Here is a 17628-nt window from a genome sequence, read left to right as displayed (position 1 = left end):
CGGCGCGCCGTCTTCGGGCGGCGCGCCTTTCCTGCAATTCTCTCGATCGGGATCGGCTGTTTGGCTCTTCCAGGCTTCATTCTTCGCCGCGCACTGCAGCTGATCCCGACCTTCGCCTTCATCCTCGTGGTGGTGTTCGCCCTCGTCCGGCTGCTGCCGGGCGATCCGGCGAGTGCCATTCTCGGCGACCGGGCGCTCGACAAGGACGTCGCGCGGATCAACACCGAGCTCGGGCTGGACCAGCCGATCCCGGTGCAGTTCGCGCTCTTTGTGCGCAATCTCGCCGAGGGTGACCTCGGCACCTCGATCCACCTCAAGGTGCCGGTGCTCGACCTCGTCCTGCAGAAACTGCCGGTGACGCTGCTCCTGACCGGCCTTGCCGGTCTGATCGCGCTCGTCCTCGCGCTGCCGCTCGCCTTCGTTGCCGCACTGCAGCGCGACCGGGCAGCCGATACGGCGATCCGCGGCGTGTTCCAGGTCGGGCTGTCGATGCCGATCTTCTACATCGGCATCATCCTCCTCACCGTCTTCGGCGCCAAACTGCGCTGGTTTCCGGTCGGCGGCTATGGCGAGGGTTTTCTCGACCATCTGCATCACCTCTTCCTGCCAGCGGTGACGCTGGCGCTCAGCCTCTCGGCGGTGCTGATGCGCAATCTGCGCGCGTCGATCATCGGCGTCGTCGGCGCCGAATATGTCGACTTCGCCCGCGCCAAGGGCCTGTCCGCGCGGCTGGTCATGGTCCGCCACGTGCTGCGCAACGCACTGATCTCGACGGTCACGCTGTTCGGCCTGTCGATCGGCACCCTCCTCGGCGGCGCGGTGATCACCGAGACCGTCTTCGCCGTCCCCGGCGCCGGCCGGCTGATGATCGATTCGATCTACGGGCGCGACTATCCCGTCGTGCAAGGGCTGACGCTGGCGCTGGCGCTCCTCGTCTCGCTGACCTTTCTCCTCACCGACATCGTCCAGGCCTGGCTCGACCCGAGGGTTGCCCGATGAGCGCCGTCGCAGTCTCCCCTCCCCGGCGCCGCGCACGGCTGCCGAAGACGCTGATCGGCGGCGGCGCGATCATTCTCGCAAGCCTCGCCCTCGCCTTCTTCCCCCAGCTGTTCGCGCCCTATGATCCGCTCGCCTTCGATTATACCGCGATCATGGCGCCGCCGAGCCTCGCGCACCCTTTCGGCACCGACAATTTCGGCCGCGACGGCCTGTCGCGCGTCATCCACGCCTACCGCATCGACATGCAGATCGCGGTGTTCGCGACCGTTCCGGCCTTCGTTTTCGGCACGCTTGTCGGCGCCTTCGTCGGCTATGCGGGGGGACTGGCGATGAGCATCTTCGGCCGGGTGGTCGACGCCGTCGTGACCTTCCCCTTCCTGGTGCTCGTCATCGCCATCGTCGCCGCGCTCGGACCGGGCCTCGGCAACATGTACATCGCCGTCGGCATCGTCGGCTGGGTGTTCTACGCCCGGCTCGTGGCGGCCGAGATCGCGGTGCAGAAGCGCCTCGACTATGCCGATGCCGGCCGCGCGATGGGCTACGGGCCGCTGCGGATCATCTTCCGCCACCTCCTGCCGAACGCCATCACCCCGGCGCTGGTCTACTGGATGACCGACATGGCGCTGGCGATCCTCCTCGGCTCGAGCCTTGGCTATCTCGGCCTCGGCGCCCAGCCGCCGGCGGCGGAATGGGGCGTGCAGATCGCCGACGGCAAGAACTTCATGGCGACCGCCTGGTGGATCGCCGTCTTCCCGGGGGTTGCCATCGTCCTCACCGGCCTCGGCTTCAGCCTCGTCGGCGACGGCCTTGCCGAACTCCTGAGGACCAAGCGATGACCGCCCTCGCCACCCCTCCCGCTGCCGCTCCGGCACCGGCGCCGCTGCTGAAGGTCGCCGGACTGACGACGCGCTTCGAAACCGGACAGGGCACGGTGACGGCGGTCGACGATGTCGGCTTCGAGGTGATGCCCGGCGAGATCCTCGGCCTCGTCGGCGAGTCCGGCTCGGGCAAGAGCGTGACGCTGCGCTCGCTGACGCGGCTGATCCACGCCCCGGGCAAAGTCTCCGGGACGGTGGAATGGCAGGGCCGCGACATCCTTGCCTTGCCCGAGCGCCAGATCCGCCAGGTGCGCGGTGGCGAGATCGCGATGATCTTCCAGGAGCCGATGGCCGCACTGAACCCGGTGCTGACCGTCGGCCTGCAGATCGGCGAGAACCTCAAGGCGCATACCGGGCTCGACCGGCAGCAGCGCCTGGCCCGTGCGGTCGAGCTGCTGGACATGGTCGGCATCCCCGCCGCCGCCAGCCGGCTCGGCGACTATCCGCATGAATTCTCCGGCGGCATGCGCCAGCGGGTGATGATCGCCATCGCGCTTGCCAGCAACCCCAAACTCCTGCTCGCCGACGAGCCGACGACGGCGCTCGATGTCACCATCCAGGACCAGATCCTCCGGCTGATCCTCGACCTCCGGGACCGGCTGGCGATGAGCGTCGTCTTCGTCACGCACGATCTCGGCGTCGTCGCCGGCCTCTGTGACCGGATGGCGGTGATGTATGCCGGCCGCATCGTCGAGACCGGCACCGTCGCCGATGTCTTCGCCCGGCCGCTGCATGGCTACACCCACGGCCTGCTCGGCTCGGTGCCGCGCGGCGGCGCCGGCCGCACCCCGCTCTTCTCGATCGAGGGAACGCCGCCGCCGCTCTCCGCCATCCCGCCGGGCTGCCCGTTCCAGCCGCGCTGCGTCTTTTCGACGGAAGTCTGCGCCCAAGAGAGACCGGCTCTCGTTGAGGTCGCGCCGAACCGGAGGACCGCGTGTTTCCACGCCGATGCCGTGGCCGCCGCAGCAAGGCTCGTCGCATGAACACCGCCCGCGAACTGCCGCTGCTCTCGGTCGAGGAGCTCTCGAAGGAATTCCGCATGCCGCGCAGCATGCTGTCGGCGCTCCGTGGCAAGCCGGCGCGGGCCGTGCATGCGCTCAACGGCGTCAATCTCCAGGTCATGCGCGGCGAGACGATGGGCATCGTCGGCGAATCCGGCTGCGGCAAGTCCACGCTCGCCCGCTGCCTGGTGCGGCTGCTCGAGCCCGACGACGGACGGGTGCGCTTCGAGGGTGGCGACATCGGCGAACTCGCGCCGCTGGCGCGCCGCAGCTTCAACCGCCGGGTCCAGATGATCTTCCAGGACCCGTACTCCTCGCTGAACCCGCGGATGACCGTCGGCCAGATCCTCGGCGAGGCGATCGCCGTCCACCGCATGCGGCCAAAAGCCGAGATTTCCGCCCGCATCGCCGAACTGATCGCCATGGTGCGGCTGCCGGCGGATGCGGCCGGGCGCTACCCGCACGAGTTCTCTGGCGGACAACGCCAGCGCATCGGCATCGCCCGGGCGCTGTCGGTCGAGCCCGAGGTTCTGGTCGCCGACGAGATCGTCTCGGCGCTCGACGTGTCGGTGCAGGCGCAGGTGGTGAACCTCCTGCTGCAGCTGCAGGAACAGCTGGCGCTGACCATCGTCTTCGTCTCGCACGACCTTAGGATCGTCCGGCACATCTCGCATCGGGTGGCGGTGATGTATCTCGGCAAGATCGTCGAGACCGGACCGACCGAGGCGCTGTTCGAAAACCCCCGCCATCCCTACACCCGCGCCCTCCTCGACGCCGCGCCGGTGCTGGAGCCCGGCCGCCGCCCGGGCCGTGCCGCGGCCCGCGGCGAATTGCCGAGCCCGATGAACCTGCCGCAGGGCTGCCTGTTCTCGACCCGGTGCCCTCTCGTCTTCGACCGCTGCCGCGTGGAGCGGCCGCACCTGACGGACCGCGGACCCGGCCACCGCGCCGCCTGCCACTTGCCCGATGGCGGCGGCCCGGCGATCGCGCTGTCCGCCGCCGGCCGTTGACCCCCGGAGCCTTCATGACCCTTGCCGCCTTCAACCGCGAAGCCGCCCGCCTGCACGACATCCTGGCGGCGATCAACCTTCTCACCTGGGATGCGCGGGTGATGATGCCGGCCGGCGGCGCCACCGCCCGCGGCGCGCAGATCGCGACGCTGACCGGCCTTGCCCGGGACCTTGCGACGGGCGACGCGTTCGCCGGGGCGATAGAGGCCGCGCGGCAGGAACTTGGCCAGGCACCCGGCGACAGCCTCCACCGCCGCGCGGTCGAGACGACGGCTTCGGCGGTCGCCACGCTGAAGCGCATCCCGGCGGCGCTGATCGAGGAGGCCGCAAGCCTGAAGACGGTGGCGCAGTCCGCCTGGGCGGCGGCACGGCGCGACGATGATTTCAAAGGCTTTGCGCCGCTGCTCCAGCGCACAATCGCCATCCAGCGCGAGATGGCGGAGGCGATCGGCTATGCCGGCCACCCCTATGACGCGATGATCGCGCTGTACGAGCCGGAGCTCGACTGGGCGCGCCTGCAGTCGGTCTACGCCGAACTGAAGACCGGCCTCCTGCCGCTGGTGGCGAGAGCCCGCGAGATCGACCAGCCAGCGGCGGACTTTCTCACCCGCGCCTTCCCGGTCGAGCGGCAGAAGCAGTTCGGCCAGGCCATGGCCGCACGCATGGGGTTCGACTTCGCGCGTGGCCGGCTGGACGAGACCGTCCACCCGTTCGAGATCAGCTTCTCGCCACAGGACGTGCGGATCACCGCGCGCTACCGCGAGAATTTCCTGCAGGGCGGGCTGTTCGCGGTTTGGCACGAGGCCGGCCACGGCATCTACGAGCAAGGCATCGCGCCGGAATTTTCCCGCTCGGCTTTCTCTTCCGACCTCGTCAACCTCTATGCCGTCGGCGGGGCGAGCTTTGCGATGCACGAATCGCAGTCGCGGCTCTACGAGAACCGCGTCGGCCGGTCCCGCCGCTTCTGGGAGCTACATTTCGGCGAGCTGCGCGACCATTTTCCCGAGCAGCTTGCCGGCGTCGATGCCGAGGCGTTCTGGCGGGGCGTCAACGCCGTTCGCCCAAGCCTCATCCGGGTTGAGGCGGACGAGCTGACCTACGACCTCCACATCATGCTGCGCTCGGAGATCGAGGCGGGACTGATGGCCGGCGACATCGCCGTCAACGACCTGCCGGCGGTGTGGCGAGAGAAGATGCGCGACAGCCTCGGCCTCGACGTGCCCTCCGATACGCTGGGCGTCCTGCAGGACGTGCACTGGTCGTCCGGCATGGTCGGCTCGTTCCCGACCTATACGCTCGGCAACATCATGTCCTCGCAGTTCTTCGCGGCGGCAGAGAAGGATGCGGGTGTCGCGGCTGGTCTCGAAGACGGCGACTACCGTCCGCTGACCGCCTGGCTCGGCGACAAGGTTCATCGTCACGCCCGCGCCTCCAGCCCGGCCGAGACGCTGCAGCGCGCGACGGGCTCCGGCCTCGACCTTGCCCATTACCTCGCCGATCTCACCCGCAAGGTGGATGCGCTGTCGGCGGCGTAGCCGGGAGTCGCGACCTGTTCAGCCTACAGCTGCAGGCCGTGCTTGCCGTTCAGCCGCGTCCTCGCCGCCTCGACCTCGCGCGCGGTGCGAGCCCCGTCCCATCCGCGCGCCCTTGCCATGACGCCGGCGATCACCTCGAGGTTGCGCGGGGTCAGCGATCCCGTCACGGCCAGCGTCGTCCGGCGCATCACGAGGTCTTCGAGGTGCACGACCTGCTCGTGCCCGGCGATCCAGCCGATTTCGGCAAGGCTCACACCGTCGGCGTCCGGCAGGCGGGCATCGTCGCCTTCATCGGCGCAGTGCCGGGCGATGACGGACGCGGTCGTGCCGTAACGCGCCAGCAAGGCGTCGATCCTGGCCGCCGGCAAGCCGGTCTCGCCCGCCAGCTTTGCGATCCAGCCCGAACGGTCGGCGCTAGCTGGAAAGCCCCGCCCGCCGCCGATCGCGAGTTCCCGCGTCGAGCGCTGCCGCTTCTCGCCGAGGCGGGACAGGATGGTGTCGGTCACCTCCTCGGCAAAGCCGCGGAAGGTCGTCCACTTGCCGCCGACGAGGGAGATGATCGGGAACGGGCGGGCGGCGTCCGGCTCGGCGACGGGCGCCGAATGGTCGCGGCTGATCAGGCCGGGCTCGGCGGCGTTGGAGGCGGGCAGCGGCCGGATGCCGCTATAGGCGTAGACGATCTGGTCGCGGGAGAAGCTGAGGCCCGGCAGCAGCATGCTGAGGCATCCGAGGAAATAGTCGATCTCCTCCGCCTCGCATGTGACCGCCTCGGGATCGGTCGCGGGAATGTCGGTCGAGCCGACCATCACCTTGCCGAGATGGTCGTAGACGAGGCAGATGCGGCCATCGTCGGCCTCGAAGTAGATCATCTGGCCGCCGAGCTGCCGGCGCAGTTCTTCATGGTCGAGGAGAATGTGCGAGCCCTTGGTCCCGCCGATCATCTTCGAGGGCGCGCCGAGCGCAGCGTTGACCTTATCGATCCAGGGGCCGGCGGCGTTGACGACCAAACGCGGCCGGACGGTGAAGCTTGCCCCCTCTTCCGGCTGGAAGGCGAGGACGCCCGCGTCGCATCCGGTCAGCGCCGTCCAGTTGGCGGCGGCCGAGCCGGGGCTCGCGGCAAGACCGTCCTCCACCAGTTCGAGGACCAGCCGCTCGGGCGCGGTGATCTGCGCATCGTAATAGGTGCCCGCGGCGACGATGGCGCTGGTCAGCGCCGGCATTTCGCGCAGCGCCTTCCTGCGGCCGAGCATCCGGTGGCGCGGCATCACCCGGCTGCGGGCGCCGTAGAAGTCGTAGAGGGCGAGGCCGATCTTGATCAGCACCGCACCGCGGCTGCGGGGGGCGGTGGTAGAGCCCAGCAGCGTGCGCAGCGCCGCGCCGATGCCACGGCCCCAGCTGAAGATCGGGATCAGCGTCGGCAGAGGGGTGACGCAATGCGGCGCGTTGCGCAGCAGCAGATTGCGCTCCAGCGTCGACTGCGCGACGAGGCCGAACTCGCCGGTCTCGAGATATTTGAGGCCTCCATGAATGAGCCGCGAGGGCGCAGCGCTGGTGCCGCCGCCGAAGTCGCCCTTGTCGACGATGAGACAGCGCAGGCCCTGCTCGCAGAGATCGCGGAACAGGCCGGCGCCGTTGACGCCGCCGCCGAGAATGACGACGTCGACCTCCCCGCCAACGAGCGCGGCGCGCCGCCGGGCGTGGTCTGACGAGGGCATTGCAAGCTCGCTCATCGCATGTCCCCGCCGACCGCCGCCAGCGCCTCGATCTCCGGCCAGTGGCTCCTCATCGATTCGGTGATCCGGTTGTAGAGGGCGAAGCGGCTGTCATAGGCGGCGCTGCGGGCGTCGTCCGGGCGATAGGTGATGGCGTCTTCCTCCTGGTTCCGCGGGTCGTCCGCGACCGAGGCGTAGACACCAGCCGCCTGGCCGGCGCAGAGCGCAGCACCCCAGGCGGCGGCCTCGTCGGTGCCGGTGACCGTGACGGGCAAGCCGAGCACGTCGGCGAACATCTGCGCGAAGGCCGGGTTGCGCGCCGCGCCCCCGGTGAGCCGCGCGGCGTCGACGGGAAAGCCGTCCCGCAAGGCGTCGACATGGGTGCGGTGGTTGAAGGCGATGCCTTCCAGCACGGCGCGCAGCATGTCGCCGCGGTCGTGCCAGCCGTGCAGCCCGATGAAGCTGCCGCTGGCCCGGTCGCCATGCGGCGAGCCGAAGAGATAGGGGTGGAAGAGGAGCGTCGACGGGCGGTTCAGGGCGGCGCCGATCTCGCGCGCGAGCACCGCGTGGATCGAGCCGCCGTCGGCCAGTGCCGCCTCCTGCTCGCGCCGGCAGAGGGTATCGAGGAACCAGTCATAGTTTGCCGCCGAGGCCGGCGAGATCGACATGTTGTTCCAAAGGCCGGGCGCGATGGCATTGCGGCAGAACCAGCGGGCGTCGACCTCTGGTTTATCCGACACCACCTCGTTGATCGAATAGGTGCCGGCGACGACGCCGACGACGCCAGGACGGTGGGCGCCGATGCCGAGCACCGAGGCCGTCACGTCGTGCAGGCCGGCGGCGACCGGCGTGCCCTCGCGAAGGCCGGTCAGGCTGGCTGCAGCAGCGGTGACGCGGCCGACGATCTCGGCCGAGTGGGAGATCTTTGGCAACGCGTGTTCGAGCGCCTCAAGGCCGTAGAGCGCCAGCGCCTCGCGGGAGTAGTCCTGGGTGTGGACGTTCGTGAACGAGGTGCTGGCCTCGGTGCGGTCGGTCCCGATGACGCCGGTGAGGCAGAACCGCAGCCAGTCCTTGCAGCCGATGATATGGCCGATGCCCGCGAAGCGCTCGGGCTCGTTTCGGGCGATCCAGGCGAGCAGCGCCGAGGGGGCCGAGACGTGCGGCTGCTGGCCGGTGAGCGCCAGCGCCCGCGCCGTTACGCCGTCCCTTTCCCAGTCGCCCACGATGTCGCCGGCGCGGCTGTCGAGCGAGAGGATGCCGGGCCCGAGCGGCTGGCGGTCGCGATCGAGGAGATAGAGGCCGTCGCCATGGGCGGTCGCGGCGACCGCCACGATGTCGTCCGCCGTCCGGCCGCTCAGCGCGATGGCTTCGGTGATGGCTTCCGCCGTCGCGCGCCAGAGGCCGGCCATGTCGCGCTCGACGTGACGGGGGCGCGGGATCGACTGCGGCACCCGGCGCCGGGCGACAGAGAGCGGCGTGCCGTCGATATCGAACAGCGCGGCCTTGGTGACCGTCAGGCCGTTGTCGATGCCGAGCAGACTGGGCATGGCGTTCTTTCCGATGAGGAAACGGGGGCGCCATTGCGGCGCCCCCGTCCTTAAATTACTGCTTGAGGACGAACGGGCCGGTGTAGTCGCCGACATTGTCCTTGGTGATCATCAGGCAGTCGAACAGCTGCTTCTCGGTGGCGACGCCGGTCTTGCCGGTCTTGATGAAGCTGTCGGCCTGCTTAACGGCTTCCTCGGAGAAGATCGCGACCGGCTGCAGCACGGTGTACTGGAGTTCGCCTGCCTTGACGGCGGCGACGGCGTCCGGCGAGCCGTCGAAGCCACCGACCTTGACGGTCGAGAGCTTGCCGGCTTCCTTTAGCGCCGCGATGGCGCCGAGCGCCATCTCGTCATTGCCGGAGATGACGCCCTGGATGTCGGGGTTCGCCTGCAGCAGGCTCTGCATCTTGGTGTAGCCCTTGGTGCGGTCCCAGTCGGCGACTTCCTTGCCGACCTTTTCGAGGTCCGGGTACTGGCTGAGCACGGTCTCGTAGCCGTTCGAGCGGGTCTGGGCATTGTTGTCGGACGGCGAGCCGAACAGCTCGACATACTTGCCCTTGTCGCCGACGCTCTCGACCCACTGCTGGGCACCGAGCGCGGCGCCCTGCGCGTTGTTGGAGACGAGCTGCGCCTTGGCGAGGCCTTCCTTGTTGATCTCGGCATTGACCAGGAACACCGGAATGCCGGCATTGACGGCCTTCTGCACCGCGCCAACCGAGCCGTCGGCATTGGCGGGATCGAGGATGATGGCGACCGACTGGTTGGTGATCGCGGTGTCGATCAGGTTGCTCTCGCTGTTGGTGTCGCCCTTGTGGGCGCCGACGGTCGCGGTGTAGCCGAGCTTCTCGGCGGCGGCCTTGGCGACGTTGCCTTCGGTCAGCCAATAGGGGTTGGACGGATCGTTGACGATGATCGAAATCTGGCCCGCGGCCCAGGCGGGCATCGCGAACGCGGAAATCGTCACGGCGGCCGCCGCCGCCATCAAAAGGCTCTTACCTCTGCTCAGCATAGTCTCTCTCCCTGGTTGATCGGTCGTTGTGCCGGTGATCCCGGCGGTACCCCTCGCCCGAGCCCTTCAGGCCACGGTTCCCTGCGAGGCAGTCGGTGGAACGCTTGCGGCCTTCACGCGCTTCGGCCGCTTGGCGTACTGGATGGAGTTGAGGAGCACGGCGAGCACGATCACCGAGCCGGTGAACACGGTCTGCCAGTAGGACGAGACGCCGATGATGACGAGCCCGTCGGACAGGAAGCCGATGACGAAGGCGCCGAGCATGGTACCGCGAATGTTGCCGCGCCCGCCGGTCAGCGCCGCGCCGCCGATAACCACCGCGGCGATCGCCGTCAGCTCGTAGGTAGTGCCCGCCGTCGGGCCGGCCGAGGTCAGCTGCGAGGACAGGACCAGGCCGGCGATCGACGCGCAGACGCCGGACATGACGTAGACGAGGACCTGGACCCGCTTGACCGGCACGCCGGAGAGTTCGGCGGCACGCGCATTGCCGCCGGTCGAGTAGACCCAGCGGCCGAACGCGGTGCGGGTGAGGATCAGGCTGCAGACAATGGCGACGACGGCGAGGATCAGGACGCCGATCGGCACGCCGAACAGCCGGTCGAAGCCGAGCGAGTTGAAGCCGGTATTGCCGAGTTCCGGCTTGCCGCCGAGATTGTTGTAGGTGAGCCCGTTGGTCATCAAGAGCGCGATGCCGCGCGCGACGTAGAGAAGGCCGAGCGTCGCGACGAAGGCCGGGACCTTGAAGAAGGCGATCAATGCGCCGTTGATGAGGCCGACGAAGGCCCCTACCGCGCAGGTGATGAAGACGACGACCCAGACCGGCGGGTAGAGCACCACGCCGAACCAGTCGAGCGAGACGCCCTGCATGAGATAGCCGGCGATGACGCCGGCAAGACCCAGCGTCGAGCCGACGGACAGGTCGATGCCGCCGGTGAGGATGACCAGCAGCATGCCGACGGCGAGGAGGCCGAAGATCGCCACGTGCGAGGACATGATCAGGAAGTTGGCGGTGGAGAAGTAGAACGGCGACAGCACCGAGAACACGACGATGATCGCGATCAGCGCGAAGAAGGCGCGTCCCTCGAGCAGCAGGCGCCCGATGTCCACGCCGTCGCCGGCGGCCTCCAGGCGGGAGCGCTTGTTGACTTTGGTGGTGTCGGTCATGGCCGGAACTCCGGGTGTCTCATGGGGTCAGTGGACCACGGCTTCGCCAGAGGCGGCCATGATCTCTTCCTTGCTGGCGTCTGAACCGAACTCGGCGGAGATGCGGCCCCGGTGCATGACGATGATACGGTGGGCGATGCTGAGGCACTCGCCGACCTCGGACGTCGAGTAGATCACCGCCAGCCCCTTCTGGGCGCCCTCGCTGAGGAGGCGGAACACCTCGGCCTTGGCGCCAATGTCGATGCCGCGGCTCGGCTCGTCGAGGAGCACGACCTTCGGCCCGGTCGCCAGCATCTTGCCGATGACCACCTTCTGCTGGTTGCCGCCCGACAGCGAGCCGATCGGGGCCTCGCCGCCGCCGGTCTTGATGTGGACGTTGCGGATGGCGTCGGAGATCAGCCCCCGCTCGCGTTTGCGCGAGGTGAAGAGCCCCTTGGTGAACGTGCCGATGCTGGCGAGCGACAGGTTCTCGCCGACCGACATCGTCTGCACCAGACCGTCACGCTGCCGGTCCTCGGGCACCAGCACCAGCCCGCGGCCGATGCGCTCGGCGATGGTGAGACGCGAGATGTCCTGGCCATCGAGGAGCACGCGGCCGCCGCTGACCTTGCCCCGGCCCGCCACGCATTCCAGAAGCTCGGTGCGGCCGGCGCCCATCAGGCCGTAGATGCAGACGATCTCGCCGGTCCGCACCGACAACGACAGGCGGTCGACCACGGAGCGCTCGGCATTCGCCGCGTCGGGCACGCTGACATCCTCGATCGACAACGCGACCTCGCCCATCGCATGGCCGGTCGGTGGCGAGCCGAGGTCAAAATTCTCGCCGACCATGTTGCGCACGATCCATTCGAGATCGATGTCCTTGCGCTCGGCATAGGCGGTCATCGCCCCGTCGCGCAGGACGACGGCGTGATCGGTGATCTGCAGCGCCTCCTCGAGGTGGTGCGAGATGTAGACGATGGAAACGCCGCGGCTCTTGAGGTCGCGGATCACCGTGAACAGCACCTCGACTTCGGAGGCCGACAGCGCCGACGTCGGCTCGTCCATGATCAGGATGCGGGAATTGACCGAGAGGGCCCGGGCGATCTCGACGATCTGCTGCTGGCCGAGGCGGAGATCCTCGACCGGCGTCAGCGGATCGATGTCTTCCTCGAGTTCCTCCATCAGCCGGCGGGTCTGGCGTTCCTCCTCGGCGAAGTCGACGCCGGTGGCGGTGCGCAGTTCGCGGCCCATGAAGATGTTGTCGCGCACGCTCATGTTCGGCGCGAGGCTGAGCTCCTGGTGGATGATGGAGATGCCTTGCGCCCGCGCCTCCGACGCGTTGGCAAAGCTCACCGGCTGGCCGTCCAGAAGGATTTCGCCCGAGGTCGGCGGGGTGACGCCCGAGAGGATCCGCATTAGCGTCGACTTGCCAGCGCCGTTCTCGCCGAACAACGTCGTCACCTGGCCGCGGTGGACGTCGAAGTTGACGCCCTTCAGCGCATGAATGTTGCCGTAGGCCTTGGCGACGTTGCGCGCCGAGAGCGTCACGGTGCCGATGGCGGGCGCAGACGCCGCGCTCATGGGACGCGGATCCGCACCGGCGTGACAAGCCAGTTCTTCGGGTTGACCAGCTTGAACACGCCGACGACCTCGACGGTCTTGCCGGCAAGGCCCGTGGTATCGAGGCCGGTCAGGACGACCTTCTTCATCTCGTTGTTCAGGGCCGCGCCGGCGTCCTGGTATTCGATCTGGTTGACGAACTGGCCGAACACGATCTTGCCGGTGGCATCGCGGAGGTCGGTGCCGTTGATCGCAGGGCCGGTCTGGACGCGCACCTTCACCTCCGGCGGCAGTCCTTCGACCGCCACGGGGTAGATGCCGGACTTGCCCTCGCCGACGACGCCGGTGAATTTCACGGGGATCACCGGCCCGGCACCGGCAGCGACGCCGTACTGCTTGCCGGCGGCCGCTTTGTCGGCGGCGATCGCGGCGGCGAGCGGCGCGGCATCGGCCGCCCGCTTCTCGACGTCAGCCTGGACCTCGGGGAAATGCTGAGGGCCGAAAGCCTCCGCCGAGAAGACGTCGGCCTGGACATCCTGCTCCGAACCTTTGTGGACGATCGTGGTGTCGAGGGCCATCGCCGCGAGGAGCGCGATGACGAACACCGACGCGACGACGGTCTTCGTGCTGACCGCGGGCCTCGATCGCCTGGCGATGCTCTGGTTCATTCCTTGCCTCTCCCATTCCCGCCCGTCGATCGCCCCGATCGCCGCGCCCCGATCCGCCCTCGAGCCTGGCGAGATCCGAGCCGTGCTCTCGTCCGCCATGCCCGCCTCCACGGGCGGCGCCGCAACGACCCTCGATCGCCGTACGCCCTTTGCCGACGGGCTCGCGCCAAGTCTTCGACGTCTGCCCCGCGACAAAAGCGTCCGCCTCCGTTGCAGCGATATTGTTGACATGTCCGCGTTAAATGCAATAAATTTCTTTTTGTGAAAGATATTGCACTGCACAGTGCGGCAAGGCGAATGAATGGCGCGGGGCGGGACGAAGCGGGACGTTGACGACAGCCTCGCCATCCGCGCGGCCTGGCTGCACTATGCCGCGGGCCTCACCCAGGTCGAGGTCGCCGAGCGACTCGGCGTCTCCAGCGTCAAGGCGCACCGGCTGATCAGCTGGGCCTATCAGAATGGCGCCGTGAAGGTGTCTATCGTCGGCGACATCGCCGACTGCATCCTCCTCGAAAGCGCGATGGCCGAGCGTTTCGGGCTGGCCTCCTGCGAGGTGGTACCGGACCTCTACGAAGACGGTCTGCCGCTGCGGGCGCTGGGCGCGGCCGGCTCGGCCTTTCTCGGCCGCCAGATCGACCGGCTGAAGAGCGGCATCATCGGCCTCGGCCATGGCCGCACGCTGGCCGCCGCGGTCGCCGACATGCCGCGGACCGATCCGGGCGCGGTGCGCTTCGTCTCGCTGACCGGCGGGCTGACCCGCAACTACGCCGCCAACCCGCACGACGTCATGCACCGCCTGGCCGAGAAGACCGGCGCGGCCGCCTATGTCATGCCGATCCCGTTCTTCGCCAACAGCGCCGGCGACCGGGCGATCCTAAGGGACCAGCGGGGCGTCAGCGACATCTTCGATCTGGCCCTAAGCGCCGACCTGATGTTCATCGGCCTCGGCACCGTGCAGCCGGACGCCCAGCTCGTCTCCTCGCAGATGATCTCGACCGACGAGATCGAGGAAGTGCGCGAGCGTGGCGGCGTCGGCGAGATGCTCGGCCACTTCTTCGACGAGGCCGGCCGGCCGGTGGAGACGTCGCTGACGGCGCGCACCGTCTCGCTCGACCTGGAACAGCTGAGCGGCCGCCGCATCGTCGCGCTCGCCGGCGGCGCCAGCAAGATCGCCGCCATGCGCTCGGTGCTGAAGAGCGGCTACCTCACCGGCCTCATCACCGACGAGCGGTCGGCGAAAGCGCTGATGGACGATGGGACGACATGATCATCGACGCCATGACCTTTCACGACGGGAGCCGCCGGCATGGCTGACATCCTGATCGGCATCGATGCCGGCACCTCGGTGATCAAGGCGGTCGCCTTCGACCTTGCCGGGCGACAGCTGGCGGCTGCCTCCGTTCTCAACCGCTACGCGGAGACCGGCGACGGCGCGGCGACGCAGCCACTCGGCCGGACTTGGGACGACTGCGCCGCGGCGCTTCGGGCGCTTGGCGACAAGGTGACAGACCTCGCCCGGCGCACCGCTGCCGTCGCAGTCACAGGCCAGGGCGACGGGACCTGGCTCGTCGGCCGCGACAACGTGCCGGTGACCGATGCCTGGCTCTGGCTCGATGCCCGATCCGCGCCGACCGTCCGCCGGCTCGCCGCGCTCGGGACGGAGCGCCAGCGTTTCGAGGCGACCGGCACTGGCCTCAACACCTGCCAGCAAGGCGCGCAGCTGGCGCACATGGCGGCCGTGGCGCCGGAGCTGCTTGACCGTGCCGAGGTGGCGCTGCACTGCAAGGACTGGCTCTACCTCAACCTCACCGGCATCAGGGCGACCGACCCGTCGGAGGCGAGCTTCACTTTCGGCAATTTCCGCAGCCGCCAGTACGACGATGCCGTGATCGACGGGCTCGGCCTGCGGGCGCGGCGCGGGCTGCTGCCGGAGATCGTCGACGGCACGATGACGACGCATCCGCTGTCGGCCGAGGCGGCAGCCGCGACGGGGCTCCTTGCGGGCACGCCGGTCAGCCTCGGCTATGTCGACATGGTGATGACGGCGCTCGGCGCGGGCGTCCACACCGGCGATCGCGATGCCGCCTGCTCGACAGTCGGTTCCACCGGCGTGCACATGCGCGCCGTGCGGAGCGAGGACATCGTCCTCAATGCCGAGGGGACGGGCTATGTCATCGCCTTGCCGCTGCCGGGGATCGTCACGCAGGTCCAGACCAACATGGCAGCGACGCTGAACATCGACTGGGCGCTGGGCCTTGCCGCCGACCTCATCGCCGAGTTCGGCCCCGCGGTGCCGAAAGCCGAGCTCGTCGGCCGGATCGAGGGCTGGCTGGCGAAGAGCGAGCCGGGCGCCCTCCTCTACCACCCCTACATCTCCGCCGGCGAGCGCGGCCCCTTCGTCAACTCCGATGCCCGCGCCGGCTTCATCGGCCTGTCCAGCGGCCACCGTTTCCCCGATCTGCTGCGCGCCGTCGTTGAGGGCCTCGGCATGGCCGCGCGCGATTGCTACGCCGCGATGGGCGACATGCCGGGCGAGCTCCGGCTGACCGGCGGGGCGGCCCGCTCCCGCTCGCTGCGGGCAGTGCTCGCCGCCGCCGTCGGCGCGCCGGTGCGGGTGTCCGAGCGCGAGGAGGCGGGTGCTGCGGGTGCCGCGATGATGGCGGCGGTCGCGATCTCGGCCTATCCCGACATGGAAACCTGCATCGCCGAATGGGTGGTGCCGCTGATCGGCCCGCCGGAGCTGCCGGACCCGGCCCTGGCGCGCACCTATCAGCGGCTTTTCCCCGTCTACGCCACCGCCCGCCGGGCGCTCGAGCCGACCTGGCGGGAGATGGCCGAAGGGCGGCAAGCCACCCCGCGCGCCGATCCCGGCGCTCCCCCCGGCACTCAGCCCGCCGACAGCCTGTTGTCGGTGGATCCTGCCAACGCCGTACCGTCGGCACGACCTACAGACAAGACCGTAGCGTCGGCGGACCTTGCCGCCACTGTGACAACGAACGAAACGGAATCAGCCCGATGACGGAAACCATGGTCGACCTCCTCGTCATCGGCGGCGGCATCAACGGCGCCGGCATCGCCCGGGACGCTGCCGGCCGCGGCCTCTCGGTCATCCTGTGCGAGAAGGGCGATCTCGCCGAAGGCACGTCGTCGCGCTCGGGCAAGCTGGTGCATGGCGGGCTACGCTATCTCGAATATTACGAGTTCCGGCTGGTGCGCGAGGCGCTGATCGAGCGCGAGGTGCTGCTGGCCTCGGCGAGCCACATCATCTGGCCGATGCGCTTCGTGCTGCCGCACAGCCCGGACGACCGCCCGGCCTGGCTGGTCCGGCTCGGCCTCTTCCTCTACGACCATCTCGGCGGCCGCAAGCGCCTGCCGGGAACGCGCAGCCTCGACCTCACCCGCGACCCCGAGGGCGCGCCTATCCTCGACAAGTACCCCAAGGGCTTCGAGTATTCCGACTGCTGGGTGGACGATGCACGTCTGGTCGTCCTCAACGCCGTCGGCGCTGCCGACAAGGGCGCCGAGGTTCTGACCCGCACCGCCTGCACCAGCGCCCGCCGCGTCGACGGCGCCTGGACGATCGAGCTGACCGACCAGGCGACGGGCACCGTGCGCACCGTCCGGGCCCGCTGCCTCGTCAATGCCGCCGGCCCCTGGGTCAACGACATCGTCGGCCGGGTGGCCGGGCGCAACAGCCGGCGCAACGTGCGCCTGGTCAAGGGCAGCCACATCATCGTGCCGAAGTTCTGGGAAGGGCAGCACGCCTACCTCGTCCAGAACCACGACAAGCGGGTGATCTTCATCAACCCCTACGAGGGCGACCGGGCGCTGATCGGCACCACCGACATTCCCTATGAGGGACGCGCCGAGGAAGTGACGGCCGATGCCGCCGAGATCGACTACCTGCTGACGGCGGTGAACCGCTACTTCAAGGAGAAGCTGCGGCGCGAGGACGTGATCGAGACGTTCTCGGGCGTCCGGCCGCTGTTCGACGACGGCCAGGGCAATCCTTCGGCGGTGACGCGCGACTACAGCTTCGACCTCGACGAGGGCGACGGCGCGCCGATGCTCAGCATCTACGGCGGCAAGATCACGACGTTCCGCGAGTTGTCGGAACACGCCATCGAGAAGATCGCGAAGTTCTTCCCGTCGATCGGCGGCAGCTGGACGCGCGAGGCGGTGCTGCCGGGCGGCGACATCGCGAATGCCGATTTCGTCCAGTTCGCCGAGGACATGCGTGTCGCCTATCCCTTCATGCCGCGCCGGCTGATCCTGCATTTCGGCAGGCTTTACGGCACGCGGACGCGCGAGATCATCGGCACGGCACAGTCGATGGATGGCCTTGGCCGGCATTTCGGGGCGCAGCTCTACGAGAACGAAGTGCGCTACCTCGTCGCGCGGGAATGGGCGAAGACCGCCGAGGACGTCTTGCGGCGGCGCACCAAGCAGGCGCTGCACATGAGCCCGGCCGAGCAGGCCGGCTTCACGCAATGGTTCGACGAAACCTTCGCGCCGGCCGCCTGACCTTCCGCCGCGCTTCCCGCCCGTTCCTCCCCCGGAGAC

Annotated in this window: 14 protein-coding genes; 8 read left to right on the top strand and 6 right to left on the bottom strand. The window is 68.9% G+C overall.

Annotation, left to right across the window (positions count from 1 at the left end):
• The first annotated feature begins 60 nt into the window (after positions 1–60).
• From ACZL02_RS18960 to ACZL02_RS18940, 5 genes are read left to right on the top strand one after another with little or no spacing between them, the layout of a single operon-like run.
• The gene (locus ACZL02_RS18960) at positions 61–999 is read left to right on the top strand and encodes an ABC transporter permease (RefSeq protein WP_472940450.1); all 939 of its coding nucleotides are present in this window, start codon (positions 61–63) and stop codon (positions 997–999) included.
• Positions 996–1835, top strand: a complete 840-nt coding sequence (locus ACZL02_RS18955) for an ABC transporter permease (protein WP_472940449.1) — start codon at positions 996–998, stop codon at positions 1833–1835. Before ACZL02_RS18960 ends, ACZL02_RS18955 begins: the two co-directional genes overlap by 4 nt.
• Positions 1832–2860 carry an ABC transporter ATP-binding protein gene (locus tag ACZL02_RS18950; RefSeq protein WP_472940448.1) on the top strand — a complete coding sequence of 343 codons (1029 nt, stop codon included), beginning with the start codon at positions 1832–1834 and terminating at the stop codon, positions 2858–2860. Before ACZL02_RS18955 ends, ACZL02_RS18950 begins: the two co-directional genes overlap by 4 nt.
• Positions 2857–3888 carry an ABC transporter ATP-binding protein gene (locus ACZL02_RS18945; protein WP_472940447.1) on the top strand — a complete coding sequence of 344 codons (1032 nt, stop codon included), beginning with the start codon at positions 2857–2859 and terminating at the stop codon, positions 3886–3888. Before ACZL02_RS18950 ends, ACZL02_RS18945 begins: the two co-directional genes overlap by 4 nt.
• Before the next feature lie 14 nt (positions 3889–3902).
• Positions 3903–5423, top strand: coding sequence for a carboxypeptidase M32 (locus tag ACZL02_RS18940; RefSeq protein ID WP_472940446.1), 1521 nt, complete (start codon positions 3903–3905; stop codon positions 5421–5423).
• A 23-nt stretch (positions 5424–5446) separates the two neighbouring features.
• Here the strand turns inward: ACZL02_RS18940 and ACZL02_RS18935 are convergent, their stop codons facing one another.
• The 6 genes from ACZL02_RS18935 to ACZL02_RS18910 all read right to left on the bottom strand — a co-directional run bounded on the left by ACZL02_RS18935 (position 5447) and on the right by ACZL02_RS18910 (position 13164).
• Positions 5447–7138 (bottom strand): glycerol-3-phosphate dehydrogenase/oxidase, encoded by a 1692-nt coding sequence (locus tag ACZL02_RS18935; protein WP_472940579.1) that lies wholly within the window; start codon positions 7136–7138, stop codon positions 5447–5449.
• Between the two features lie 11 nt (positions 7139–7149).
• Complete coding sequence (locus tag ACZL02_RS18930; RefSeq protein ID WP_472940445.1) at positions 7150–8682, bottom strand: FGGY-family carbohydrate kinase; 1533 nt, start codon at positions 8680–8682, stop codon at positions 7150–7152.
• 55 nt (positions 8683–8737) lie between these two features.
• A complete protein-coding gene (locus tag ACZL02_RS18925; protein ID WP_472940444.1) occupies positions 8738–9691 on the bottom strand; it encodes a D-ribose ABC transporter substrate-binding protein in 954 nt (317 codons plus the stop codon).
• A gap of 66 nt (positions 9692–9757) precedes the next feature.
• Positions 9758–10855, bottom strand: coding sequence for an ABC transporter permease (locus ACZL02_RS18920; RefSeq protein ID WP_472940443.1), 1098 nt, complete (start codon positions 10853–10855; stop codon positions 9758–9760).
• 27 nt (positions 10856–10882) lie between these two features.
• On the bottom strand, positions 10883–12418 hold the full coding sequence (locus ACZL02_RS18915) for a sugar ABC transporter ATP-binding protein (RefSeq protein WP_472940442.1): 1536 nt from the start codon (positions 12416–12418) through the stop codon (positions 10883–10885).
• Complete coding sequence (locus ACZL02_RS18910; protein WP_496258563.1) at positions 12415–13164, bottom strand: DUF2291 family protein; 750 nt, start codon at positions 13162–13164, stop codon at positions 12415–12417. The genes ACZL02_RS18915 and ACZL02_RS18910 overlap by 4 nt, the downstream gene beginning before the upstream one ends.
• Before the next feature lie 202 nt (positions 13165–13366).
• Here ACZL02_RS18910 and ACZL02_RS18905 point away from each other — a divergent pair, with 202 nt between their 5' ends.
• From ACZL02_RS18905 to ACZL02_RS18895, 3 genes are read left to right on the top strand one after another with little or no spacing between them, the layout of a single operon-like run.
• Positions 13367–14332: a sugar-binding transcriptional regulator gene (locus ACZL02_RS18905; protein ID WP_472940440.1), complete on the top strand. Its 966-nt coding sequence runs from the start codon at positions 13367–13369 to the stop codon at positions 14330–14332.
• 39 nt (positions 14333–14371) lie between these two features.
• Positions 14372–16084 (top strand): FGGY family carbohydrate kinase, encoded by a 1713-nt coding sequence (locus tag ACZL02_RS18900; RefSeq protein ID WP_472940439.1) that lies wholly within the window; start codon positions 14372–14374, stop codon positions 16082–16084.
• Positions 16081–17589, top strand: coding sequence for a glycerol-3-phosphate dehydrogenase (locus tag ACZL02_RS18895; protein ID WP_472940438.1), 1509 nt, complete (start codon positions 16081–16083; stop codon positions 17587–17589). The genes ACZL02_RS18900 and ACZL02_RS18895 overlap by 4 nt, the downstream gene beginning before the upstream one ends.
• Positions 17590–17628 lie beyond the last annotated feature (39 nt).

The sequence above is a fragment of the Mesocryomonas fontinalis genome (genome assembly GCF_055730125.2).
This window is presented reverse-complemented; position numbering and strand designations above follow the sequence as displayed.